Annotated in this window: 20 protein-coding genes, 1 tRNA gene and 1 riboswitch; of the genes, 3 read left to right on the plus strand and 18 right to left on the minus strand. The window is 70.4% G+C overall.

Annotated elements, in window-relative coordinates:
* Window positions 1–29: 29 nt before the first annotated feature.
* Window positions 30–728 (minus strand): Na+/H+ antiporter NhaC family protein, encoded by a 699-nt coding sequence (locus R2N01_RS00130; RefSeq protein ID WP_316667231.1) that lies wholly within the window; start codon window positions 726–728, stop codon window positions 30–32.
* Between the two features lie 53 nt (window positions 729–781).
* Here R2N01_RS00130 and R2N01_RS00135 point away from each other — a divergent pair, with 53 nt between their 5' ends.
* Window positions 782–1,549: an IclR family transcriptional regulator gene (locus tag R2N01_RS00135; RefSeq protein ID WP_316667232.1), complete on the plus strand. Its 768-nt coding sequence runs from the start codon at window positions 782–784 to the stop codon at window positions 1,547–1,549.
* Window positions 1,550–1,632: 83 nt separating this feature from the next.
* Here the strand turns inward: R2N01_RS00135 and R2N01_RS00140 are convergent.
* From R2N01_RS00140 to ribD, 8 genes are all read right to left on the minus strand, one after another.
* A tRNA-Asn gene (locus R2N01_RS00140) sits at window positions 1,633–1,705 on the minus strand.
* Between the two features lie 102 nt (window positions 1,706–1,807).
* Window positions 1,808–2,317, minus strand: a complete 510-nt coding sequence (locus tag R2N01_RS00145) for a hypothetical protein (RefSeq protein WP_316667233.1) — start codon at window positions 2,315–2,317, stop codon at window positions 1,808–1,810.
* A 23-nt stretch (window positions 2,318–2,340) separates the two neighbouring features.
* On the minus strand, window positions 2,341–3,081 hold the full coding sequence (locus tag R2N01_RS00150; RefSeq protein WP_316667235.1) for a sigma factor-like helix-turn-helix DNA-binding protein: 741 nt from the start codon (window positions 3,079–3,081) through the stop codon (window positions 2,341–2,343).
* 112 nt (window positions 3,082–3,193) lie between these two features.
* Window positions 3,194–5,068: a DNA primase gene (dnaG, locus tag R2N01_RS00155; RefSeq protein WP_316667236.1), complete on the minus strand. Its 1,875-nt coding sequence runs from the start codon at window positions 5,066–5,068 to the stop codon at window positions 3,194–3,196.
* Between the two features lie 68 nt (window positions 5,069–5,136).
* The gene (ribH, locus tag R2N01_RS00160) at window positions 5,137–5,643 is read right to left on the minus strand and encodes a 6,7-dimethyl-8-ribityllumazine synthase (RefSeq protein WP_316667238.1); all 507 of its coding nucleotides are present in this window, start codon (window positions 5,641–5,643) and stop codon (window positions 5,137–5,139) included.
* Window positions 5,644–5,654: 11 nt separating this feature from the next.
* A complete protein-coding gene (locus R2N01_RS00165) occupies window positions 5,655–6,296 on the minus strand; it encodes a GTP cyclohydrolase II (RefSeq protein ID WP_316667240.1) in 642 nt (213 codons plus the stop codon).
* Window positions 6,293–6,928 carry a riboflavin synthase gene (locus R2N01_RS00170; protein ID WP_316667241.1) on the minus strand — a complete coding sequence of 212 codons (636 nt, stop codon included), beginning with the start codon at window positions 6,926–6,928 and terminating at the stop codon, window positions 6,293–6,295. Before R2N01_RS00170 ends, R2N01_RS00165 begins: the two co-directional genes overlap by 4 nt.
* Entirely contained in the window at window positions 6,910–7,959 is a 1,050-nt protein-coding gene (gene ribD / locus R2N01_RS00175) for a bifunctional diaminohydroxyphosphoribosylaminopyrimidine deaminase/5-amino-6-(5-phosphoribosylamino)uracil reductase RibD (protein WP_399553205.1), read from the minus strand. The genes R2N01_RS00170 and ribD overlap by 19 nt, the downstream gene beginning before the upstream one ends.
* A 155-nt stretch (window positions 7,960–8,114) precedes the next feature.
* Window positions 8,115–8,237, minus strand: a riboswitch (FMN riboswitch).
* Window positions 8,238–8,358: 121 nt separating this feature from the next.
* On the opposite strand from ribD, the gene R2N01_RS00180 reads away from it, so the two are divergent.
* Window positions 8,359–8,934, plus strand: a complete 576-nt coding sequence (locus R2N01_RS00180) for a GNAT family protein (RefSeq protein ID WP_316667245.1) — start codon at window positions 8,359–8,361, stop codon at window positions 8,932–8,934.
* A 62-nt stretch (window positions 8,935–8,996) separates the two neighbouring features.
* Here the strand turns inward: R2N01_RS00180 and R2N01_RS00185 are convergent, their stop codons facing one another.
* Window positions 8,997–9,749, minus strand: coding sequence for a Rossmann-like domain-containing protein (locus R2N01_RS00185; protein ID WP_316667247.1), 753 nt, complete (start codon window positions 9,747–9,749; stop codon window positions 8,997–8,999).
* 68 nt (window positions 9,750–9,817) lie between these two features.
* On the opposite strand from R2N01_RS00185, the gene R2N01_RS00190 reads away from it, so the two are divergent.
* On the plus strand, window positions 9,818–10,576 hold the full coding sequence (locus tag R2N01_RS00190; RefSeq protein WP_316667248.1) for an ABC transporter permease: 759 nt from the start codon (window positions 9,818–9,820) through the stop codon (window positions 10,574–10,576).
* A gap of 43 nt (window positions 10,577–10,619) precedes the next feature.
* Here the strand turns inward: R2N01_RS00190 and R2N01_RS00195 are convergent, their stop codons facing one another.
* The 8 genes from R2N01_RS00195 to R2N01_RS00230 form a co-directional block, all read right to left on the minus strand.
* Complete coding sequence (locus R2N01_RS00195; protein WP_399553206.1) at window positions 10,620–11,702, minus strand: HD domain-containing protein; 1,083 nt, start codon at window positions 11,700–11,702, stop codon at window positions 10,620–10,622.
* A gap of 128 nt (window positions 11,703–11,830) precedes the next feature.
* On the minus strand, window positions 11,831–13,000 hold the full coding sequence (gene dusB / locus R2N01_RS00200; RefSeq protein WP_316667250.1) for a tRNA dihydrouridine synthase DusB: 1,170 nt from the start codon (window positions 12,998–13,000) through the stop codon (window positions 11,831–11,833).
* Between the two features lie 96 nt (window positions 13,001–13,096).
* On the minus strand, window positions 13,097–14,152 hold the full coding sequence (locus R2N01_RS00205) for an NAD(P)-dependent alcohol dehydrogenase (protein ID WP_316667253.1): 1,056 nt from the start codon (window positions 14,150–14,152) through the stop codon (window positions 13,097–13,099).
* Between the two features lie 239 nt (window positions 14,153–14,391).
* On the minus strand, window positions 14,392–16,146 hold the full coding sequence (locus R2N01_RS00210; RefSeq protein WP_316667513.1) for a sodium:proton antiporter: 1,755 nt from the start codon (window positions 16,144–16,146) through the stop codon (window positions 14,392–14,394).
* A 117-nt stretch (window positions 16,147–16,263) separates the two neighbouring features.
* The gene (locus R2N01_RS00215; protein WP_316667255.1) at window positions 16,264–17,022 is read right to left on the minus strand and encodes a succinate dehydrogenase/fumarate reductase iron-sulfur subunit; all 759 of its coding nucleotides are present in this window, start codon (window positions 17,020–17,022) and stop codon (window positions 16,264–16,266) included.
* Window positions 17,019–19,127 carry a fumarate reductase/succinate dehydrogenase flavoprotein subunit gene (locus R2N01_RS00220; protein ID WP_316667257.1) on the minus strand — a complete coding sequence of 703 codons (2,109 nt, stop codon included), beginning with the start codon at window positions 19,125–19,127 and terminating at the stop codon, window positions 17,019–17,021. Before R2N01_RS00220 ends, R2N01_RS00215 begins: the two co-directional genes overlap by 4 nt.
* Entirely contained in the window at window positions 19,124–19,885 is a 762-nt protein-coding gene (locus R2N01_RS00225) for a succinate dehydrogenase cytochrome b subunit (protein ID WP_316667259.1), read from the minus strand. The genes R2N01_RS00220 and R2N01_RS00225 overlap by 4 nt, the downstream gene beginning before the upstream one ends.
* A gap of 95 nt (window positions 19,886–19,980) precedes the next feature.
* Window positions 19,981–20,712 (minus strand): NrtR DNA-binding winged helix domain-containing protein, encoded by a 732-nt coding sequence (locus R2N01_RS00230; protein ID WP_316667261.1) that lies wholly within the window; start codon window positions 20,710–20,712, stop codon window positions 19,981–19,983.
* Window positions 20,713–20,766: the final 54 nt, after the last annotated feature.

The following is a 20,766-nucleotide window of genomic DNA, read 5'->3' on the forward strand; positions in this document are numbered from 1 at the left end:
CTCTCCGGGATAATTGACGGGCGCCCGGGTCACGCGGTGATGAAGAGACCCAGGAGCAGGCAGCCGCCGAGGCCGAGAAGGGCGAGCACCGTCGTATAGGTGGTGCGCACCTTGAGCGTGTCCTTGACCGAGAGGTTGAGGAACTCCTTGAACATCCAGAATCCCGGGTCGTTGAGGTGGGAGGCGATGACGGAGCCGCATGCGGTGGCGAGGACCATGAGCTCCGGGCTGGCAGCGCCGCTCGCCACCAGGGGCTGGGCTATGCCCGCGGCGGCGACCACGGCCGCCGACGCCGATCCGAGAGCGACGCGCATGAGGGCCGCGATGGCCCAGGCGAGAATGATCGGGGAGACGTTCCATCCCCCCGTCATCTCGACGATGTAGTCGGAGATGCCGCCCGCTTGGAGGACCTGCTTGAAGGCGCCACCCGCGCCGATGATGAAGATGATCATCGCGATGGACTTGATGGAGGCGCTGCACGAGCCCATGAGCGTGTCCAGTGGCACCTTGCGCACCAGGGCGAAATAACAGACGGCGACGACGAGGCCGATGAGGAGGGCGACGGGGGCGTCGCCGATCGCGGCGAACACCTTCGTGACGACGTGGTCCTCGCCGAGCCACAGCTCGAAGATCGCCGAGCCCGCGATGAGGACGACGGGCAGGGCCGTGATGCCGAGCGAGACCCCGAATCCCGGCATGGTCTCGTCCGTGAACTCCTTCTCGCTCACGAGGCCCTCGGGGCCGCTGCGGCAACGGATTCTCACCGGTGAAAGGACTTCCCATGACGAGCACCCCCGACGCAGCGGGCGGCGTTCGTGACGTGAAGTCCGCAGGCCGGACGATCGAGCTCCTCGAGTTCCTCGCGGGCCGTCAGGCGCGCCCGCCACGGCTCAACGAGATAGCCCAGGCTCTGGACGCGCCCCGGTCCTCCGTGTATGCGATCATCAGGACGCTGCAGGCGCGGGGATGGGTCCAGGCAAGCCCTCCGGAGGGGTACTCCCTGGGCATCCGCGCCCTCACCGCGGGCACCTCGTACATCGACGCCGACCCTCACGTGAGGATCGTCCGCCCGCTCCTGACCGATCTCGCCACCCGCTTCGACGAGACCTTCCACCTCGGGCGCATCGATTCCCACCACGTCGTCTATCTCGTCACCCAGGAGTCTCGCCAGGACATCCGGACGTACTCCCGCGTCGGGCGCCGGATGCCCGCCACCGCAACGGGGCTCGGCAAAGCGCTTCTCGCCGAACGCCCCGAGCTCATCCCGGTCTCGTTCGAACGGCTTACCCCGCGGTCCATCACGGATGCCCGGGAGTTCGCGCAGGAGATGAGGAGGACCCGCTCGCGCGGATACGCCGTCGACGACGAGGAGAGCACGATCGGCCTGCGGTGCATCGCATTCGCTCTGCCCTATGCCGCGCCCGTGACCGACGCGATCTCCTGCTCCCTGCCCGTCTCACGCGCAACCCAGGAGCGTCAGGCCGAGATCGTTGCGGCGATGCGCATGGCCGTCGAGCGAGCCGTCAGCCAGGCTCCACTGCGCCCGTAGACCCGTAGGCCGCTGTGGCACCGCCCCGGTCCGAGACGCGAGAAGACCCCACCCGAATGGGCAGGGGCCTGATGGGACCGCGGCTCCCCCGACTGGACTCGAACCAGTAACCCTCTGATTAACAGTCAGATGCTCTGCCAATTGAGCTACAGGGGACCGGCCGCGCGCTTGGTGCCTGACCGCGTCGAGCGCTTGGCGCGTGGAAGAACGCTACCAGCTTCGGGGCAGAAAGAAAAATCGGGCCCGGCCGGCGCTCCTCTACAGGCCGAACTCATCGGCCAAGCGCCCGCTCTGGTTGACGATGAACTCCCGCACTGCCGGATCGGTCATGTCCACGCGGGCCGACGGCTCGGCCATCCACATGATCTCGCCGGTACCGGCCGGGTTGCGCCGCCCGCTGAGCACCACCGATCCCCCTCCGGGCGCCTCGATCCTCTCCTGGACGAGGATCGAGGCCTGCACGCGCTCCATGAAGGCCCCGGGCAGCCGACCCGCGTCGGTCAGCACTGCGGAGTCCTGTGCACCGTCGACGAGCGTCCATGACAGACGGCCGTCGCCCCCGTCCCAGGAGCCGTGCTGGATGTCCTGCCAGCCCACCTGGCTCCAGTGCCCCTCGCGCCGGAGGGCGAAGGCATCGCGGAGGACCACCGCGACGATCCCCTCGCCCCGCCCGGAGGCGATGACGTGAGGGGTCCTCCCCCGCAGTCCGCGCAGGCCCCTGAGCTCCTCGCGCGAGGGCGAGGCGGCATCGCGTCTGATCATTCGCATGCACCCATTGTGGCCGGAGGGGTTCATGCGGCCAGGGCCTGTACGGCGAGTCGCCTCCCCCGTTCCAGAGCCCGCCGCTTGGTGCGCGCCACACTGGCCACGCTGACACCCATGCTGCGGCTCATCTGGGCGAGTGTCCGGGGCTCACGACCGTCCAGGCCGAAGGCCATGACGAGCACGCGCCTCTCGTCGCCCGGCAGCGCGTCGAGCCAGTCGACGCCGGCGCCCTGCTCGTCGCGACGGTCGGCGGCGAGGTTCTCACCGGTGTCGGGCCTGCTCGTCCACAGGGAGCTCAGACGCACCGCCTCGCCGCCGGGGGCGGCGGCCAGCCGCCTGACGAGCGAACGCCCGCCCATGCCCGCGCTGTGCTGCTGGGCGCCGATGGAACCGACGCGCTGGGAGACGATCAGCCAGGCCAGTGTGCTGAACCGGGCGCCGCGGCGCCAGTCCCAGCGGTGGATGGCCTCGACCAGGGCAGCGCCGCCTTCGGCGACGAGCTCCTCGAGCTCGGCCACGCCGGGCTTGTCCCACTTGCGCGCGATGCGCCGCACCATGGCCGTGTTCGCCCGCCAGAAGACGAGAAGGGCACGCTCGCCCTGTTCGGCGATCAACTCCAGCTCGGCAGTAGTGGCGCCCGCCGCCCACAGGCCCCCGGCCAGGCAGTGCCGGGCGTAGAGCCCGGCCTCGATGGCCTTCGCCAGGGCGATCTCCTGGTCGGCTGTGAGCCGGTTCGGTTCGTCCGTGATGATTTCGATGGCATCCATGGCCCAAGCCTGGCGGCACGGCGCGACCGCCTCCAGCGCTGTGGACACCGGGGAACGGACAACACCGGTTCCTGTGGAGAGCCCCGCAGGAGCGCCCGGCCGTGCTAACGGCTCACTCGAGGAAGCCGATACTGGCCTCGGCGAGCTGCTTGCGGTCGATCTCGAGGGCCAGCATCCGGGCGAACATCTCGTCGTATCCGGCCTGGTCGCTCACGGGATTGGTGCGCTGCAGGCGCGACTTCAGGTCGGCTATGCGCCGCATCGTGGTGAGCATGCGCAGCTTCGAGGTGTACGCGGCGGCATAGCGCTCAGTGGGTTCCTCGCTCAGCAGCGGTTCCACGAGCAGGGCGACCTCGAGCTGGCGGGCCGTGGGATCGGGCGTGGCCGCCTGGACCTGCTCGGCCCAGCCCTGCGGTTGGTAGCCGGTCTCCGCGATGGCCTCGAAGACCGCGCGCATGGCCGGGTGGGTGAAGTCCTCGGCGCTCACGCCGTTCCAGGCGCTGTCGAACAGGGTCGGGCGCTGCAGCATGAGCTGGAGCGTGCCGCGCTCGACGTCCAGACGGTGGTCCTGCGGATCCGGCCAGGGCAGGCCGACCGGCATGGGCGTGTCCGGCTCGGGCTCGACGATGCGGGCCGGTGCGCGCTCGGGCTCGGGTCTGCGGGGCCCGCGGCCGCGCTCGCGGCTGACGATCCGGCGCACCTCGTCGGGGTCCATGCCCACCAAGCGCGAGAGGTCGTGGATGTACTCCTCGACCAGCGAGGAGTCGCGGATCGAGGCGACCATGCCGACCGCTGCGCGTACGGCGCCGACCCGGCCGTCGGCGCGATCGAGGTCGTAGCCGTCGATCGTGCGGGCCATGACGTACCGGTACAGGGGTTCGCGACGCCCGATGAGCTCGCGCACGGCCGCATCGCCTTGGGCCATGCGCAGATCGCACGGGTCCAGACCGCTCGGCTCGACCGCCACGTAGGTCTGCGCGGTGAAGGAACGGTCGAGCCTGTAGACCTTCAGGGCGGCGGCCTGGCCGGCCCGGTCCCCGTCGAAGGTGAAGACGATCTCGCCACGGGTGACGTCGGAGTTGCCCATGAGGCGCTGCAGCAGGCGGGCGTGGTCCTCGCCGAAGGCGGTGCCGCAGACGGCCACCGCCGTGTCGACGCCGGCCAGGTGGGCGCTCATCACGTCGGTGTAGCCCTCCATGACGACGGCCTGCAGCTTCTTGCCGATGTTCTGGCGGGCCAGGTCGAGCCCGTACAGGACGTGGGACTTCTTGTAGACGGGCGTCTCGGGCGTGTTGATGTACTTGGCGGGCAGGCGGTCGTCTTCGTACAGGCGGCGGGCGCCGAAACCGAGCACGGAGCGTCCGGAGTCCTTGATGGGCCAGATGACGCGGCCCTGGAAGTAGTCCCAGCCCCCGTGCTCGCGGATGAGGCCGGCGCGGACGAGCTCGTCATCGCGGAAACCGGCCCTGTTCAGGTGCCGGTGCAGGACCCGGCCGTCCTTGGGCGCGTAGCCGACGCCGAACAGCTGGGCCGCGGCGCGGTCGAAGCCACGGCCGTCGAGCATGCGGCGGGCCTCGATGGCCTCGGGGGCGGCCAGCTGGGCCGCGAAGAAGTCGGCGGCGATCCGATTGGCCTCCATGATGCGCACGCGCTGGCCGGGCGGCATCGAGGGCCGGCCGTCGTCGACGACGCGCAACTGAACGCCGGTCTTGTCGGCCAGGACCTGGACGGCCTCGGTGAAGGAGAGATTGTCGACCTTCTGCATGAAGGTGATGACATCGCCGCCCTCGCCGCAGCCGAAGCAGTAGAACAGGCCGCGTGCAGGAGTCACCTGGAAGCTCGGGGTCTTCTCGTCGTGGAAGGGGCACAGGCCCTTGAGCGAGCCCCCGCCGGCGTTGCGCAGCGCCACATAGGACCCGACGACGTCATCGATCCGGGCGCGTTCCCTGACCAGGGCGATGTCTTCGTCGTTGATGCGTCCGGCCATGCCCGAATTCTATGCGTCCGGCGAGTCCGGCCGAACCGGCCGAGGCCGCGTACGGGCCCGCAATCGTCTCAACCGCGTCCCTCGGTGACGACGACCATGCGCAGCGCCGCGACGGCGGCCTCGTAGCCGTGGTCCTTCGCCGACCCGGGCAGTCCGGCGCGATCGCGCGCCTGTTCGACGCTCGCGCAGGTCAGCAGGCCGAAGCCGACGGGCTTGCCGGCGTCCAGCCCGACCCTGGTGAGACCGGCCGTGGCGGCGTCGCAGACGTAGTCGAAGTGCGGGGTGCCGCCGCGCACGACGACACCGAGGGCGACGGCGGCGTCGTGGTCGCGCAGGGCCGCCTGGGTGCCGAGCGGCAGCTCGAAGCTGCCGGGCACCCGTACCAGGTCGGGCGTGATCCCGGCGTCGGCGCAGGCCCGGATGGCGCCTCCGATGAGGCCGTCCATGATCTCGCCGTACCAGCTGGCGGCGACGATGGCGACGCTCACGGGTCGTCCGTCTCCGTGCCGGCCGGCGTCGGCGGTGAGGGCGGGAAGGTCGATGGCGTTGGCCGGGGCCCCGTCGGTGCGGGTCATGGGTTCCTCCTTCAGTCCAGGTCCAGCAGATGGTTCATGCGGTCGCGTTTGGTACGCAGATAGCCGATGTTCTCGGGCCGGGCCCGCACCTGGTCGGGCTCCAGGGCGACCACCTCGATGCCCGCGGCGCGCAGGCCGACGGCCTTCGCGGGATTGTTGGTGAGCAGCCTGATGCTCGTCATGCCGATCCCCCGCAGGATCGTGGCGGCCGACTCGTAGCTGCGCGCCTCGGCGGGCAGCCCGAGCAGCTCGTTGGCCGCCACGGTGTCGGCTCCCTGCTCCTGGAGCCGGTAGGCGCGGAGCTTGTTGAACAGGCCGACGCCCCGTCCTTCCTGATCGCGCAGGTAGACGATGGCGCCTCCCCGGTCGGCGACCATGCCCATGGCGGCGTGGAGCTGTTCGCCGCAGTCGCAACGGTGCGAGCCGAATACGTCGCCGGTAAGGCATTCGGAGTGCACGCGCACGAGCGGGACGCCCCCGTCGGGCACCGGGACGACCAGGCTCATGTGCTCGATGCCGTCGATGCGCCAGCACCGGACGGTGAAGGGGCCCCACCGGGTGGGCAGCGTGACGGGGTCGGTGCACTCCACCCCCGGTTCGATCTCATGGACGGCGGCCTCGTCGAGCGCTCGATCCATCCCCTGGGCGCTCACTCGTGGCCCCCGGCGGCCGCGAAGGCCATGAGGCGGTCCACGTACTTGGCGAGGACGTCGGTCTCGATGTTCACCAGGTCACCCGCGCGCAGCCCGCCGAGGCGGGTCCCGGTGAGGGTGCTGGGGATGAGACCGACCTCGAACCAGCCGTCCTCGTCGCCGGGGGCGCTGACCGCGGTGACGGTGAGCGAGACGCCGTCCACGGCGATTGCGCCCTTCTCCGCGATCTGCGGGCTCAGGCGCGCCGGGACGCCGACGCGCAGCGCCGTCCAGGCGCCCTGCTGGACGATCGACAGCACACGGCCGGCGCCATCCACGTGCCCCTGGACGACGTGGCCGTCCAAGCGCCCGTCGGCGGGCACGCAGCGCTCCAGATCGACGACATCGCCGGGGCCCAGCCGGCCCAGGTTGGTGCGGTTCATGGTCTCGCCCATGAGCTCGGCGACGAACATACCGGGATGGGCGGGGTCGGCGATCGAGGTCAGGCAGGCGCCGTTGACGGCCAGCGAGCCGCCGGCGGGCAGGTCGTCGGCGACGCCGTGGGCGTCGACGACCAGGCGCGCGATGCCGGGGGCCGCGCCGGGGTCGAGCTCGGCGACGGTTCCCAGTCCAGTCACGATTCCGGTGAACATGCTCCTCCTTGCGGGTCGGTGGTCCTCCGGCCATCCGCTGAGCGGCGGGACGCGGGTCGGAGGGTGATCTCGAGGTCCTCCCCGAGGGTGCGGACGGGCCCGTCCAGCCGCCACCGGACGGCCTCGCCGAGCGTGCCGACACGCAGGGCTCCGGCGGCCCTGGCCCCGGGGCCGAGCATGAGCGGCGCCTGGTGGACGACGAGGGTGTCCACCAGGTCGGCGCCGATGAAGGCACTGGTGATCGACGGGCCGCCCTCGACCAGGACGTGCCCGATCCCCGTGCCGGCGAGTTCGGCGAGCACCCCGACCGGGTCATGGCCGGCGATCTGCACCCAGCGGCCCTCGCGCAGCGCGGCACCGGCGGGGACGGGGCGCATGCCCATGACGACGTGCAAGGGCTGGCGCTCGAGCAGCGCGCCGTCATCGTCGCGAGCGGTGAGTCTGGGGTCGTCGGCGAGTACCGTTCCGGTGCCGACGAGGATCGCATCCGCCCGGGCGCGCAGGTCGTGGCCGGACCGACGGGCCGTCTCACCGGTGATCCACCGGCTCGTGCCGTCCGCCGCGGCGATGCACCCGTCGAGGCTCTGGGCGATCTTGGCCGTCACGTACGGCCGTCCCTGGGCCGTGGCGAGCAGCCAGCGCTCGTTGAGTTCGCGGGAGGACTCGGCCATGAGCCCCTCGACGGTCTCCACGCCCGCGCCGCGGAGCCTGGCCGCCCCGCCCGCGGCGACCGCATGCGGATCGGCCATGGCGTAGACGACCCGGGATACCCCGGCGTCGATGAGCGCCTGGGAGCAGGGTCCGGTGAGCCCGGTGTGATTGCACGGTTCGAGGGTGACGACGGCGGTGGCGCCACGCACGTCCTGCCCCGCCCTGCGCGCGGCGGCCAGGGCGTCGATCTCGGCGTGCGGGGTGCCCGCCCCCCGGTGGTGGCCGACGGCGACGACGCGCCCGTGACTGACGACGGCCGCTCCGACGAGGGGATTGGCGCCGCGGACGCCCTCGGCGGCGGCCTGCAGCGCCAGATCCATGGCCTGCGCCTCGAGCGGCGTCACGGTGGGACGCGCCTGCCCGGCACCCCGGTCCGTCTGCGGGCTCATCGGTCCCCCTCCCAGGCTTCCTCGCCCGGGGCCGTGGGATGTCGACGGGAGGTGATCGGCGGCCGGCGATCGCGCGCCGCGCCGGCGTCATGCGCCTCCCCTCCAGACTCTGACTGTCGGTCCTGGAGTTCCACCAGGTCGGCCGGCCCACTGGCCGGTTCGCGGACTCTCACCGCCGGTACGGAGTTCCACCGTCCCCGGGACATGACAAGGGCCAGTATGCCACCACCGTCGTCGGGCCGGGCACGGACCGCCCGGCGGGCGGCACGGCCACGACCGGGCGCCGCCGCCCTGGCCTAGGGTTGGTCCGACCGGGACGGAGGAGGCGCTGTGCAGCACGACATCCACATGGAGCTGGGCGAGGTGCGTCTGCGCCCGGCGCGGGCGCGGGACGGCGCGGACCTCCAGCCGCTGCTCGACGAGCGGATGTGGGCCGGCATGGCCACGCCCTTCCCCGCGAGCCCGCAGGATTTCGCCCGCGCCTACGAGGAGAAGATCGCCGACCCCGCCACGGTGGTCTTCAGCGTCGAGCACCGGGGCGAGCTCGTGGGCCGCACCTGCTTCTACGACATGCGCCTGCCGCTGCGCCTGGAGCTCGGCTCGACGTTCTATCTCCCGGCGGCCCAGGGCACGGCGGTGAATCCGTCGTGCAAGTACCTGCTGCTCGAGTACGCCTTCACGGTCCACGGCGTGCAGCGCGTGGGCCTGCGCTGCGATGCGCGCAATGCGCGCTCCGCGCGGGCGATCGCCGCGCTCGGCGCGACCGAGGAGGGGGTGGCGCGGGCATTCCGGCGCGGCCCGCACGGCGAGCCCGTCGACACCCGGGTCTTCTCGATCACCGATGACGACTGGCCGCGCGTGCGCGGCGGGCTCCGTGCGCGCCTGGGCCTGCCGCCAGACGGCTGAGCCCGGGCGTCAGGAGCCGGGGCGGTCCCGGTGGACGCGGTGGCCGACCTCGACCATGGCCTTCATGACGACGCCCGCCAGAGCCCGATCGAGCAGGTGCGGGTCGGTGACGACAAAGCCGGTAATGGTGTTGACGCCGCGCTCGAAGAGCATCGGAGCAGGGGCGTGGAGGGGCCGACGAGCACGGTGCGAGCCCGGCGCGACGGCTCCAGCAGCCGCGGCGCGGTCTTGTTGACGAAGCTCGACCCCGAGATGAACACGTAGTCGCACTCGGGCAGGATGTACTCGCAGGCGGCGTCGGGGTGGTCGCCCGGCTGGGGGACGCGTTCCAGGCAGTAGTACTCGCCGGCCCGTCCCAGCGCCTTCCGGGCGAAACCGAAGTGCCCGACGACGGCCACCCGCCCGCCGTCGACAGCCCGCGCGAAGGGGTCGAAGACCCGCCGCCGGACGAGGCCCTCCCCCGTCGCGGCGAAGCCCTTCTCGGCGGCCGACTCGGGATGCGAGTACCAGGAGTTGATGGCGGCCTGGCCGATCGAGGCCTCGGCGAGGTTCCAGCTGCGGACGAGACCGGCCGCGGTGCGCAGCGGCAGCCCGTCGAGCACGGCCCCCTCGAAGACCTCTGGCCGGGATCGCTGGTTCATCGTCCAGGCCACCCCGCCGCCCCCGGCGGAGTTCACCACCCGGGTCCGCCGGACGCCGACGTCCGCCGTCTCGACCATCGCGTCCCGAGGGATCTCGGCGATGAGGTCCTCGTGGACACGCCATGCGCCAGGCATCGTCAACGCGTCCTCGTCCCGTCCATCCAGGCGCCCCATAGTGAAGGAGGCTATCCTGATCGAACGCGGCGCCGTCGCCCGGGGCCGTGCGGGCGGACAATGCAGACATGTCCATCAACCCGAGCCTGCAGCTGGCCGTCGCGCTGGTCCTGCTCGTCGCCCTCACGATGCTGGCCGCCTGGGCGGGCCACTTCAGCTTCCTCAGATCGGTGCCGCTGGCAGCTGTGCGCGCCGCCGTCCAGCTGTTCATCGTCTCGTTCGTCGTCGTGGCGGCCGTCACCAGGCTGTGGGCGGCTGCGCTGTTCGTCATCGCCATGTTCGCCATCGCCGTATGGACGACGACGGGCCGCGTCGGCGCCAGACGGGCCTGGGCCTGGTCGACGCTGTCGATCGCGGCGGGAGTGCTTCCCGTGCTGGCGGTCGTCTTCGCAACCGGCGCCGCCCCGCTCAACGGGGCCTCGCTCGTGCCGATCGGCTCGATCATCATCGGCAATGTGATGAGTGCCCACACGCTGAACGGGCGGCGGGTCTTCGCCGCCCTGCGCGAGAATCACGAGATCTTCGAGGCTGCCCTCGCCCTCGGGTTCGCCCGGACCGACGCGATCGGGATGGTCGTGCGCTCCATCGCGGGCGAGTCCCTGATGCCGACACTCGACAGGACGCGCACGGCGGGCCTGGTGACGCTGCCGGGCGCCTTCATCGGCGTCATGCTCGGCGGTGGCACGGCGCTTCAGGCCGGTGCCGCGCAGGTGCTCGTGATCATCGGCATCCTCGCCGGCGAGTCCACGACGGTGCTCGTGATGAACATGCTGATCACCGGGGCGAAGCTGCTGCCGGGGGACCTGGCCGGGGCGCTGCACCCCTGAGGGGCCGGGCGCCGGCTCGACCCGTCGGAGCGGGACGGCCCTCTCAGGCCCCGTGCCCGATGCCTCGCGGCAACCGGGCCGCCTCCCAGCCGAGCAGGCGCTCGGCGCAGTCGAAGGCGAAGCGATCGGTCATGCCCGCGACATAGGTGACGGCGCTGCGCGTCGGGTCATCGCGGTCGCAGTGCTCGGGCGGCAGCTCGGCCGGGTGCTCGGCGTAGTAGGAGACGAGCTGCTGCAGCACCTCGACCATCGTGTGCGACTGGGCCAGCGACTCGGAACGCGTGTAGATCTGCTCGTAGTTGAACCTGCGCAGGGCGGTAAGCGCTCCGGCCGTGCGGGCGTCCATGCCGACGGCACCGGTACGGCAGGTGGTGGAGATCACGGAGCCGATGAGCGTCGACAGCTGGTCGCGCAGCGACAGGCCGATGACGTCGACGATCCGGTCGGGCACCTCCCCGGGGGCCACGATGCCGGCGCGGATGGCGTCCTCCAGGTCGTGAGCGCAGTAGCCGATGCGATCGGCCCAGCTGACGATCTCGCCCTCAACGGTGGACGGGGCGGGACTCGACCACGAGTGGTTCGCGATGCCGTCGAGGGTCTCGGCGCACAGGTTGAGCCCGGACAGGGCGACCCGGGCGCCCCATGGACCATGATCGAAGCCCCCGGGCAGGAAGGCGTCGAAGGCCTCCTCGGAGGCATGCCCGCCGGGACCGTGCCCGCAGTCGTGGCCCAGGGCGATGGCGTCGGCCAGCGTCACATTCGCCCCGACGCCGCGGGCGATGGACGTGGCCACCTGGGCGACCTCGATCGCGTGGGTCAGGCGGGTGCGCTGATGATCGGTGGGGTAGACGACGACCTGCGTCTTGCCGGCCAGGCGCCGGAAACTGGTGGAGTGGACGATGCGATCGTGGTCGCGCTCGAAGCAGGTGCGTTCGACGTCGGGCTCCTCGGGGCGGGCCCTGTCGCCCGCCCCGTGGGAGCGGGCCGCCCCCTCGCGCAGCGTAGCGGCCTCGAGTTCCTCGCGGGCCAGCCGCCCTACGGGTTCACCGCGGCCGATGAGCAGATGGGAGTCCCGGTGCGGGCGTACGAGGCCATCACCGTCGATCCGGTGCTCATGACCGCTCATGGTCCGCGCCCAGGCCCTGGACCGCGCGGTGGGGCCCAACCCGCGACCGTCGGGACCGGTGCGTTCACTGCTGCTCGTCATGGTCTCCAGTATGGCGGTGGCCGCCGCCCACCAGGCGCGCGGAGGACTCAGGCCGCCCTCCCGGAGTACCCGAGCTCGGCGTCGGACAGGTCGAGGTCGCGCCCGTCGCGGTCGTCCAGCCAGCCTACCGGCATGACCACCTTGCGACGCGGCGAGCCCTGGCGTCCGCGAGGCCGGCCCAGTTCCCGGATCGGGTAGGGGCAGTCGGCACCGGCCTTGTCGACGAGGACGGCCAGCAGCTCGTCGAGGCGCTCGAAGGAGTCGATCATGCCGAGCGCGTGGCGCAGCTCGCCGCCGACGGGGAAGCCCTTGAAGTACCAGGTCATGTGCTTGCGCAGATCGGTGAGGCCGTGCCGCTCGCCCATCTGGCGGGCCAGCAGTTCGCCGTGGCGGCGCACGATCCGGCAGATCTCGCCGAGCGCGGGCAGGGTCAGGCGCCGGCCACCGGACATCGCCGCGGCCAGGTCGGCGAACAACCAGGGGCGCCCGAGGCAGCCGCGGCCGACCTCGACGCCGGCGCAACCGGTCCGTTCCATCATGTCCAGTGCGTCCCCGGCCTCCCAGACGTCGCCGTTGCCGAGCACCGGGATGTCGACCTGCCCCACCACCTCGGCGATGACCTCCCAGTGAGCATGGCCGGAGTAGGCCTCCTCGACGGTGCGCGCGTGCAGGCAGATCGCAGCCGCCCCCGCCTCCTGGGCGATCTGGGCGACATCGCGCCAGGTGGTGTGGTCCGCGTCGATGCCGATGCGGGTCTTGACGGTCACCGGCACGCCGTGGCGATCGGCGGCCCGGACCGCGGCGACGATGATCTCGCGCACGAGCCCGGTCTTCCAGGCCAGGACTCCCCCACCGCCCTTGCGGGTGACCTTGGGAACCGGGCAGCCGAAGTTCAGATCGACATGATCAGCACCGTAACGGGTGCACAGCAGTTCGACGGCCCGCGCGACGGCCGACGGGTTCGTGCCGTAGGTCTGGACGCTGCGGGTCTGCTCCTCGTCGAAGAAGGTGAGCATGGCGTCGGTCCGGCGGTCGCCGCACACCAGGCCGCGACTGGTGATCATCTCGCAGATGCAGAGCCCGGCCCCCTGCTCCCGGCACAGCGTGCGGAAGGCGGCGTTCGTGACACCGGCCATCGGCGCGAGGACGACAGGGGTCGCGATCTCGACGCGGCCGCCCGAGGGCGAGGCGAGAAGGAGGGGCTCGGCGTGCGGCACCAGTCAAGCCTAGACGGGGACGGCGCACTGGCGATCGGCGCCCGCCGACCTGTGACCCGGTCGCACGGCCCACCGCCCGGCAGGCGGGTGCACCGGTCAGACGGTGACGACCGGCTTGATCAGGTCACGTGGCTTCCTGCGCATGAGCTCGACGCCCTCCTCGATGTGCTCCAGGCCCCTGAACCGGTGGGTGATCATCTTCTCAGGGTGGATGCGCCCGGCGAGCACCAGGTTGGCCATCCGCTCCATACGCCGGCGCCCGCCCGGGGTCAACCCACCGACCAAGTGCTTGTGGCCCATGCCCACCAGGCTCGACCGCCGGCTGATCTTGATGTTGTCGCCCTCGCCGAGGTAATTGACGTTGCCGACCCAGCCGCCCGGCTTGAGAATGTCGAAGGCCTGCTGGAAGGTCCCGAGATCCCCGCCGGCGACGACGACCCGGTCGACGCCTTCGCCCTTGGTGCCCTCCATGACCTGCTCGACGATGTCGCCCTCGCGGTAGTTGACGATGTCGGTGGCACCGAACTCCTTGGCGACCTCGATGCAGTTGGGGCGCGACCCAACCGCGAACAGCCGGCCGGCGCCCAGAATGGCGGCACTGGCGACCGACATCAGACCGACCGGGCCGATGCCGATCACGACGGTCGCGTCGCCGGGCCGAATGCGAGCCAGTTCGGCGCCGTGCAGACCCGTGGTGGCCATGTCCGACAGCATCACGCCGGCCTCGGGGGAGATCTCGTCGGGCAGGATCGCCAGATTGCCGTCCGCGTCATTGACGTGAATGAGCTCGGCGAACACGCCGTCCTTGGTGTTCGAGAACTTCCAGCCGCCCAGCGGGGCACCGGAGTGCATGGGATAGCCGTCCTGGGCTGCGACCGATGACCAGTCGGGGGTGATCGCGGGGATGATGACCCGGTCGCCCACCTTGAAGTCCCCGACCAGGGCACCGACCTCAACGACCTCACCGACGCCTTCGTGCCCAAGCGTCATGTCATGGCGCTCACCTATGCCGCCTTCGTAGACGGTGTGGATGTCGGACGAGCACGGCGCCAACGCGATCGGACGGCAAATGGCGTCGAGCGGCCCGCACCGGGGGTCCTCCTTCTCGATCCAGCCGGCCTCGCCGATCCGGAGCATGGCATAACTCTTCACGATGCCTCCTTGCATGCAGTGGTCGAAGAGCAGTTCCTAATTTGTACTCACAATAAGTGGTATCGTTTTTCACGGCGGAGTGCGGTGACGGCTCGCTCCGAGTCAGCGACGACCTGCCAGGAGACCTCGGCCCGACGGCCTGACCCGCAGCCGACGGGATCACCATACCGACCGGAGCGCGTCGGCGGGTATGGTTTCAGGGAAGTCGGATCGCGCGCACTTGGACGACGACTGGTCCATCAGCCTGTGCGCTCGCCCGTATGCGTCCGCATGCGCAGTTCCAAGCTCGTCTGGTCGGCGTCGAGCACGCGCAGCAGGCTCGCCAGGACGGTCGGACTGTACTTGCCAGACTGGTTCACCGTCAGCAGCGCCTTGCGCTGGGCGTCGATGACCTTGAGGGCATGTTCGCCGGACAGCTCGGCCAGATGACGATCCGTGGGGATCGACGGGCCGGCATCGGCCCGGCCCAGCAGGCCCAGGGCCTGCAGAACCAGCTCGGACTCGTCACTCTCGTCGTCCTCTCCGAGTTCGGAGACCGCCGCACGCAGGCGGGCGCGGGCCTCGCGCAGCTCACCGGGCACCGGCACGCGCCCAGCGGCCCTGCGCATGACCCGTCGCAGTTCCGCACTCTCCTCGGCGGAGGGCGGAGCGTACCCGGCCGGACGCACGAGTCCGACGAAAACGCTCAGGGTGCCTCCCTGGACCACGAGAGAGATCGCCGCGACGCAGAAGGCAGTGAGGATCATCGTCGAACGACCGGGAAGACCGCTCGGCAGGGTCTGGGCGGCTGCGACGGTCACGGCACCGCGCATGCCGGCCCAGACGATCGTCGCGCCCTCGCGGACCCCCAGCCGTTCCTGCACGTAGTAGTCGATGTCCGACAGCGTGCGCTCCATGCGGCTGATGAGCCGCACGACCCGGCGCCGGCTCTTCCGCGGAGCGTGGTGCTCGCGCTGGTTGTGCCAGACGATCAGCAGCGCGCGTTCGATGGCGGGCTTGCGTCTGGCGCGCCTGGACGAGCGATGCCTGGCCGCCGCGAGCATGGGGCCGACGATGAGCGCTCTGATGGCCAGTAGCAGTGCGAGGATGGCCGCCGACAGGACGATGATCCTCCCCAGCGGCGCCTCCTGCTCATCGGCCAGCGCCGCCGGCAGCTGAAGGCCCATGAGGAGGAAGACGCTCGACTCGAGCACGAGCGAGATCTCGGCCCAAGTGGTCCGATTCGTCGACCGCTGAGCGGGAGTCAGCACCAGGGGCGAGCGGTAGCTCTCGACCAGTCCGCATACGACGGCGGCGATGAGCCCCGAACCCCCCAACTGCTCGACTACGAGGAATGCGGCATAGGGCGTGGCCAGTGACATGAGCATGTCGGTCGTCACCAAGGAGCTGCGAGCCCGCAACCAGAGCGCCCCATTGCCGGCGAGCAGGCCGACCGCTACTGCCGAGATCACCGCCCAGAGGAATCTGCCGACGACCTGACCGGTCGTGACCGGTCCCGAGGTCGCGGCCAGGGCCGAGGCCATGAGGACGAGGGCCGACGCGTCATTGACCAGGCCCTCGCCCTCGAGCACGGAGACGATGCGCTGGCTGACACCGGCCCTCCGGACGATCGACGTGGCCACGGCGTCGGTCGGGCTGACGATGGCGCCCAGGGCGATCGCCGCGGCGAGCCCCGGGCCGGGGACCACCGCATGCAGGAAGAGCCCGACGGTCAACGCCGACAGCCCCACGAGCAGCACCGACAATGTCGCGATGGGGCCCAGATTGCGCCGGAACTCCAGCATCGGCATCTTGACCGCGGAGGCGTACAGGAGCCCGGGCAGGACGACCTCGAGGATGATGTCGGGATCGGCGTGCATGGCCGGCACCGCGGGGATCGCCGCGACACCGGTTCCGAGCACCAGGAGCAGCACGGGCGCGACCAGCCCGGCCCGCTCTGCCAGCCGCTCGCTCAGCGCGATGACGAACAGGGCGACGACGCCGATCAGAACCATGACAGCCACGCCGCTCAGTATCCCGTGCGGTGGCGGGCCGGAGACGGATCCGTCCACCCCTGGGGACGGCGGAGGGCCCGGCGTCGAGGCGCCGGGCCCTCCGCGATGACCAGCAGCTCAGGTCTCGCGTGAATGACGGCCGCGCAGGACGGAGCGCCAGCGCTCCTTGTTCACCGTGGCGATGGCCGACAGGGAGATGCCCGCCGGGCAAGACACGGCGCACTCGCCGTACAGCGAGCAGGGCCCGAAGTTCTCGTCGAGCATGGAGACCATTTTTCGGGCGCGGCGGCTGCGCTCCTGCCTGCCCTGGGGCATCTTGGCCAGGTGGGCGAGCTTGGCGCCGGCGAACAGCATCGCCGCGCCGTTCGGACAGGCTGCGACGCAGGCGCCGCAGCCGATGCAGATGGCGTAGTCCATGGCCTGCTCGGCCGTCAGATGATCCTGCGGAACGGTGTCGGCGTCAGGAGCCGTGCCGGTCATGACGTTGACATGGCCGGCGGCCTGGACGAGTTCGTCCAGGGCCGAACGGTCGATCGCGAGATCGCGGATGACCGGGAAGGCCGCCGAGCGGAAGGGCTCGATCGTGAAGTGCGTGACCTCGGGGAACGAACGCAGATGCTGGCGACAGGCCGGCGTATTGGCCAGCGGGCCGTGCGGCTTGCCGTTGACGAGGAAACCGCAGCAGCCGCAGACGCCCTCGCGGCAGTCCGATTCGAAGACGACCGGCTCGCCCCCGGCCTCGACGATCTCGTCGTTGAGCTGATCGAGCATCTCGAGGAGGCTGAGCTCGGGCTCCACGTCCTCCATGACATGGGTCTCGAAGCGACCCTCGGCGTCGGGTCCGTCCTGACGCCAGATATCGAGTGTGACCTTCATCGGTAATCCCTCACCTGCAGATCGATCAGCGAGAAGTTGAGCGGTTCGCTGTGGCGGACATGGGTGCCGTCGGGGCGGGTCTCCCACGCGGAGACGGCGCACCACTCGTCGTCGTTCCGCTTGGCCTCACCCTCCGGCGTGGCGTACTCGGTGCGGAAGTGCGCACCGGCCGACTCGCGACGATCCAGGGCGTCGAGGACCATGACCTCGGCCAGCTCCAGGAAGTCGGCCACCCGGCCGGCCTTCTCGAGCTCCTGGTTGAGGCGGCCGTCGGAGCCGACGACCTTGACATCGCGCCAGAACTCCTCGCGCAGCTCGCGGATCTCGCCGAGGGCCTTGGTCAGGCCCGCCTCGCCGCGGCTCACGCCGCAGCCCTCGTAGAGGATGTCGCCCAGCCGGCGATGGAACCACTCGGGGCGGCGGGTGCCATCGTTGTTCGTCAGCTTGTCGATGCGCCCCTCGACGTAGGCGATCGACTCGCGCACCTCGGGGGCCTCGGTGGACAGGACGGGCTTGCCGACGAACCCGGCGAGGTAGTTCGGCACCGACAGCGGCAGGGTGAACCAGCCATCGACGCTGGCCGACAGGAGCGAGTTGGCGCCCAGACGGTTCGCACCGTGGTAGTTGTTCGACGCCTCACCGCCCACGAACAGGCCGGGGATGTTGCTCATCTGGTCGTAGTCGACCCACAGACCGCCCATCGAGAAGTGGGCGCCCGGGGCGATGCGCATCGGGACCTCGTACGGGTTCTCGCCCGTGCAGTCGAGGTACATGTCGAACAGGTTGCCGTAGCGCTCCTTGATCGTCTCCTTGCCGAGACGCTTGATGGCGTCCTTGAAGTCCAGGTACACCGAGTTGTGCAACGGCCCGACGCCGTGCCCGGAGTCGATCTGGGTGCGAGCGTTGCGGGAGGCCACGTCACGGGGGGTCAGATTGCCGAACGACGGGTACTTGCGCTCCAAGTAGTAGTCGCGCTCATTCTCAGGGATGTCATTGGCCGGGCGGTCGTCGCCCGGTTTCTTCGGCACCCAGATGCGGCCGTCGTTGCGCAGCGACTCGCTCATCAGCGTGGTCTTGGACTGCCAGTGCTGGCTGACCGGCAGGGCGGTCGGGTGGAACTGCAGGAAGCAGGGGCTGGCGAAGTAGGCGCCGTGGCGGTGCGCGCGCCAGGTGGCGGTCGCATTCGAGCCCTTGGCCAGCGTCGACCAATGGTAGACCGAGCCGTAGCCGCCGGTGCACAGCACGACGACGTGGGCGGTCCAGCCGCGGATCTCGCCCGTGAGGAGATCACGGGTGACGATGCCCTGGGCGCGGCCGTCGGCCACGACCAGATCGAGCATCTCCATGCGGTTGTGCATCTTCACCGTGCCGGCGTCGACCTGCTCCTGGAGGGCCTGCGAGCAGGCCACCTCGAGCTGCTGGCCGGTCTCGCCGCGCGTGTAGTAGGTGCGGGAGACCTGCACACCGCCGAACGAGCGGGTGGCCAGTTGGCCGCCGTACTCGCGGGCGAACGGGGCGCCGATGGCGTACATGTGGTCGATCACGCGCACCGACTCGATGCCGAGGCGGACGGCGTCGGCCTCACGGCCCCGGTAGTCACCGCCCTTGACGGTGTCCTTGACGAAGCGCTTGAGCGAGTCGCCGTCGATCTTGCGGGCGCGGGCCGAGTTGATGCCGCCCTGAGCGGCCACGGAGTGGGCGCGGCGGGGGGAGTCGTGGAAGCAGAAGCAGTCGACGTCGTAGCCGAGCTGGCCGAGCGTGGCGGCGGCGCCGGAGCCGGACAGGCCGGTGCCGACGACGATGATCTTCATCTTGCGGCGGTTGGCGGGGTTGACCAGCCTGTAGTCGTCCTGGCGGCGGGTCCAGGCGGTCAACGGGTCGCCCTCGGGCACGCGGGCGTCGAGTTCGGCACCGACCTCGTAGCCGGCGGCCTTCTGGGCCGGGCCGAGGACATCGCGCGTGCGGGGAGCGTCGTTCGGGCGGACGAAGGGGCGACCCGGCCCATGACCGGCCTCGGCGGCGGACGGGGCAGCGGCGCCGTCCGGCACCGTGACGTCGAGTTTGTCGGCCACGGCGCCGATGACGTTCTTGATGATGTTGGTCATGAGATCACCCCAGACAGGACGAGCATGGGCAGGGCGCCATTGCAGACCATGATGATGAACGCAATGAGCAGGAAGGCGAGGAACCAGATCCTGCGCAGGCGCGGACCGGTCCCGCCGAAGTCGTTGACGGCGTTCCAGCCGCCCTGCCCGATGTGCAGGGCCACGACGAGCATCAGGGTCGTGTAGAGGATCGCCATCCACGGGCGGGAGAAGCTGGCGACGAGGTTCTCGTAGGCGTGGGCGTGGACCACCATCTCGTTGCCGACCATCTCGTGCGTGGCCTCCTGGAACTGGCTGGTGGCGACACCGCGGCCGATGGTCAGGTCGAGCAGGTGGACGACGATGAAGGCGAAGAGCAGGACGCCCTCGACGATCATGTACTTGGCGAACCACGCCCTCTTCTTCATGCCCCTTCGCCCGAACCTGCCGCGGGCCCTGCGCCCGCGGATGTAGATCAGCGTGCCGGCCCAGATGTGCAGGACCAGGCCGACGCCGAGCGCCAGGCGCATGATCATCAGCAGGCCCTCGTAGGGCAGGAAGGGGAAGAGGAAGGTGCGCAGGAAGGCCGCATACGCGTTGTAGTCCTCAGCACCGAGGAACAGCTTGAGGTTGCCGACCATGTGGACAAAGACGAAGAGAACGAAGATCGTGCCGGTGACGGCCATGATCAGCTTCAGGGTCACGTTCGACGGCTGCTGACCGAGCTTCTGCCGGACGACCGTGTCCCCCTGCCCCCGCGCCTTCTCGGTGACGCTCATGAGTTACTCCAATCGGGTGACGAATTGGTCCTACCATATGCCCTGTCCCCGGAGGCCCGCAGCATCGGGGCACGCTTTTGGGACGATTTGCAGACCTATTTTGCCGCAGTGGCCGGATTTACGGGCCTGAGAACCGCAAACGGGTCCGTCACGCGGTAACCGGATGACCCAAATCTATAGGTTCGCGCAGGGCGCCCCCCACCGGCCCCCGGCATCGCGAGGCGGCCCGTCTCGACGACCTCGCCGCGCCGGCTCAGCACCCGTCCGAGGTTGGTCGCATCGACGTCGTGGCCGAGCACCTCGATGTACAGGTCGCGCAGTTGCGCGAGCGTGAACTCGGCCGGGGCCAGCGCGTAGGCGATGTTGGTGTAGGACATCTTCGCCCGGACGCGGTCCAGGGCGGCGCCGACGATACGGCGATGATCGAACGCCATGCCGTCCAGCCCCACGAACGGCGTCCACTCCCCGACGGAGCCCCCACCGGGCTCGACGTCCGGACCGACGAGCCCGACATAGGCGGTCGCAATGGTGCGCTCGAAGGGGTCGCGCCCGGGATCGGACAGCGTCATGAGCTGCTCGCAGTGCCCCAGATCGGTCAGGTCAAGCTTCGCGGCCAAGTGCCGCCCGAGGGCCTGGTCTATCGTCTCACCGGCATCGACCGGACCGCTCGGCAGGGCCGGCTCCCCGGTGAACGGCTCCCGGGCCCGGCGCCAGATCAGCACCTGCAGTTGTGCGCCCCCGACCGGTACCACCCGGAAGATCACGGCGACGACCTCATGACGGAACTTCGCCACCCCGCGATCGTCCCTGAACGGCTCGTTCGACACGGCACGATGGTATCGCGACGATGTTCATCGACTCTGAGACGATATTAAGCTAAG

This window comes from uncultured Propionibacterium sp., from assembly GCF_963539965.1.
Lineage (GTDB): Bacteria > Actinomycetota > Actinomycetes > Propionibacteriales > Propionibacteriaceae > Propionibacterium.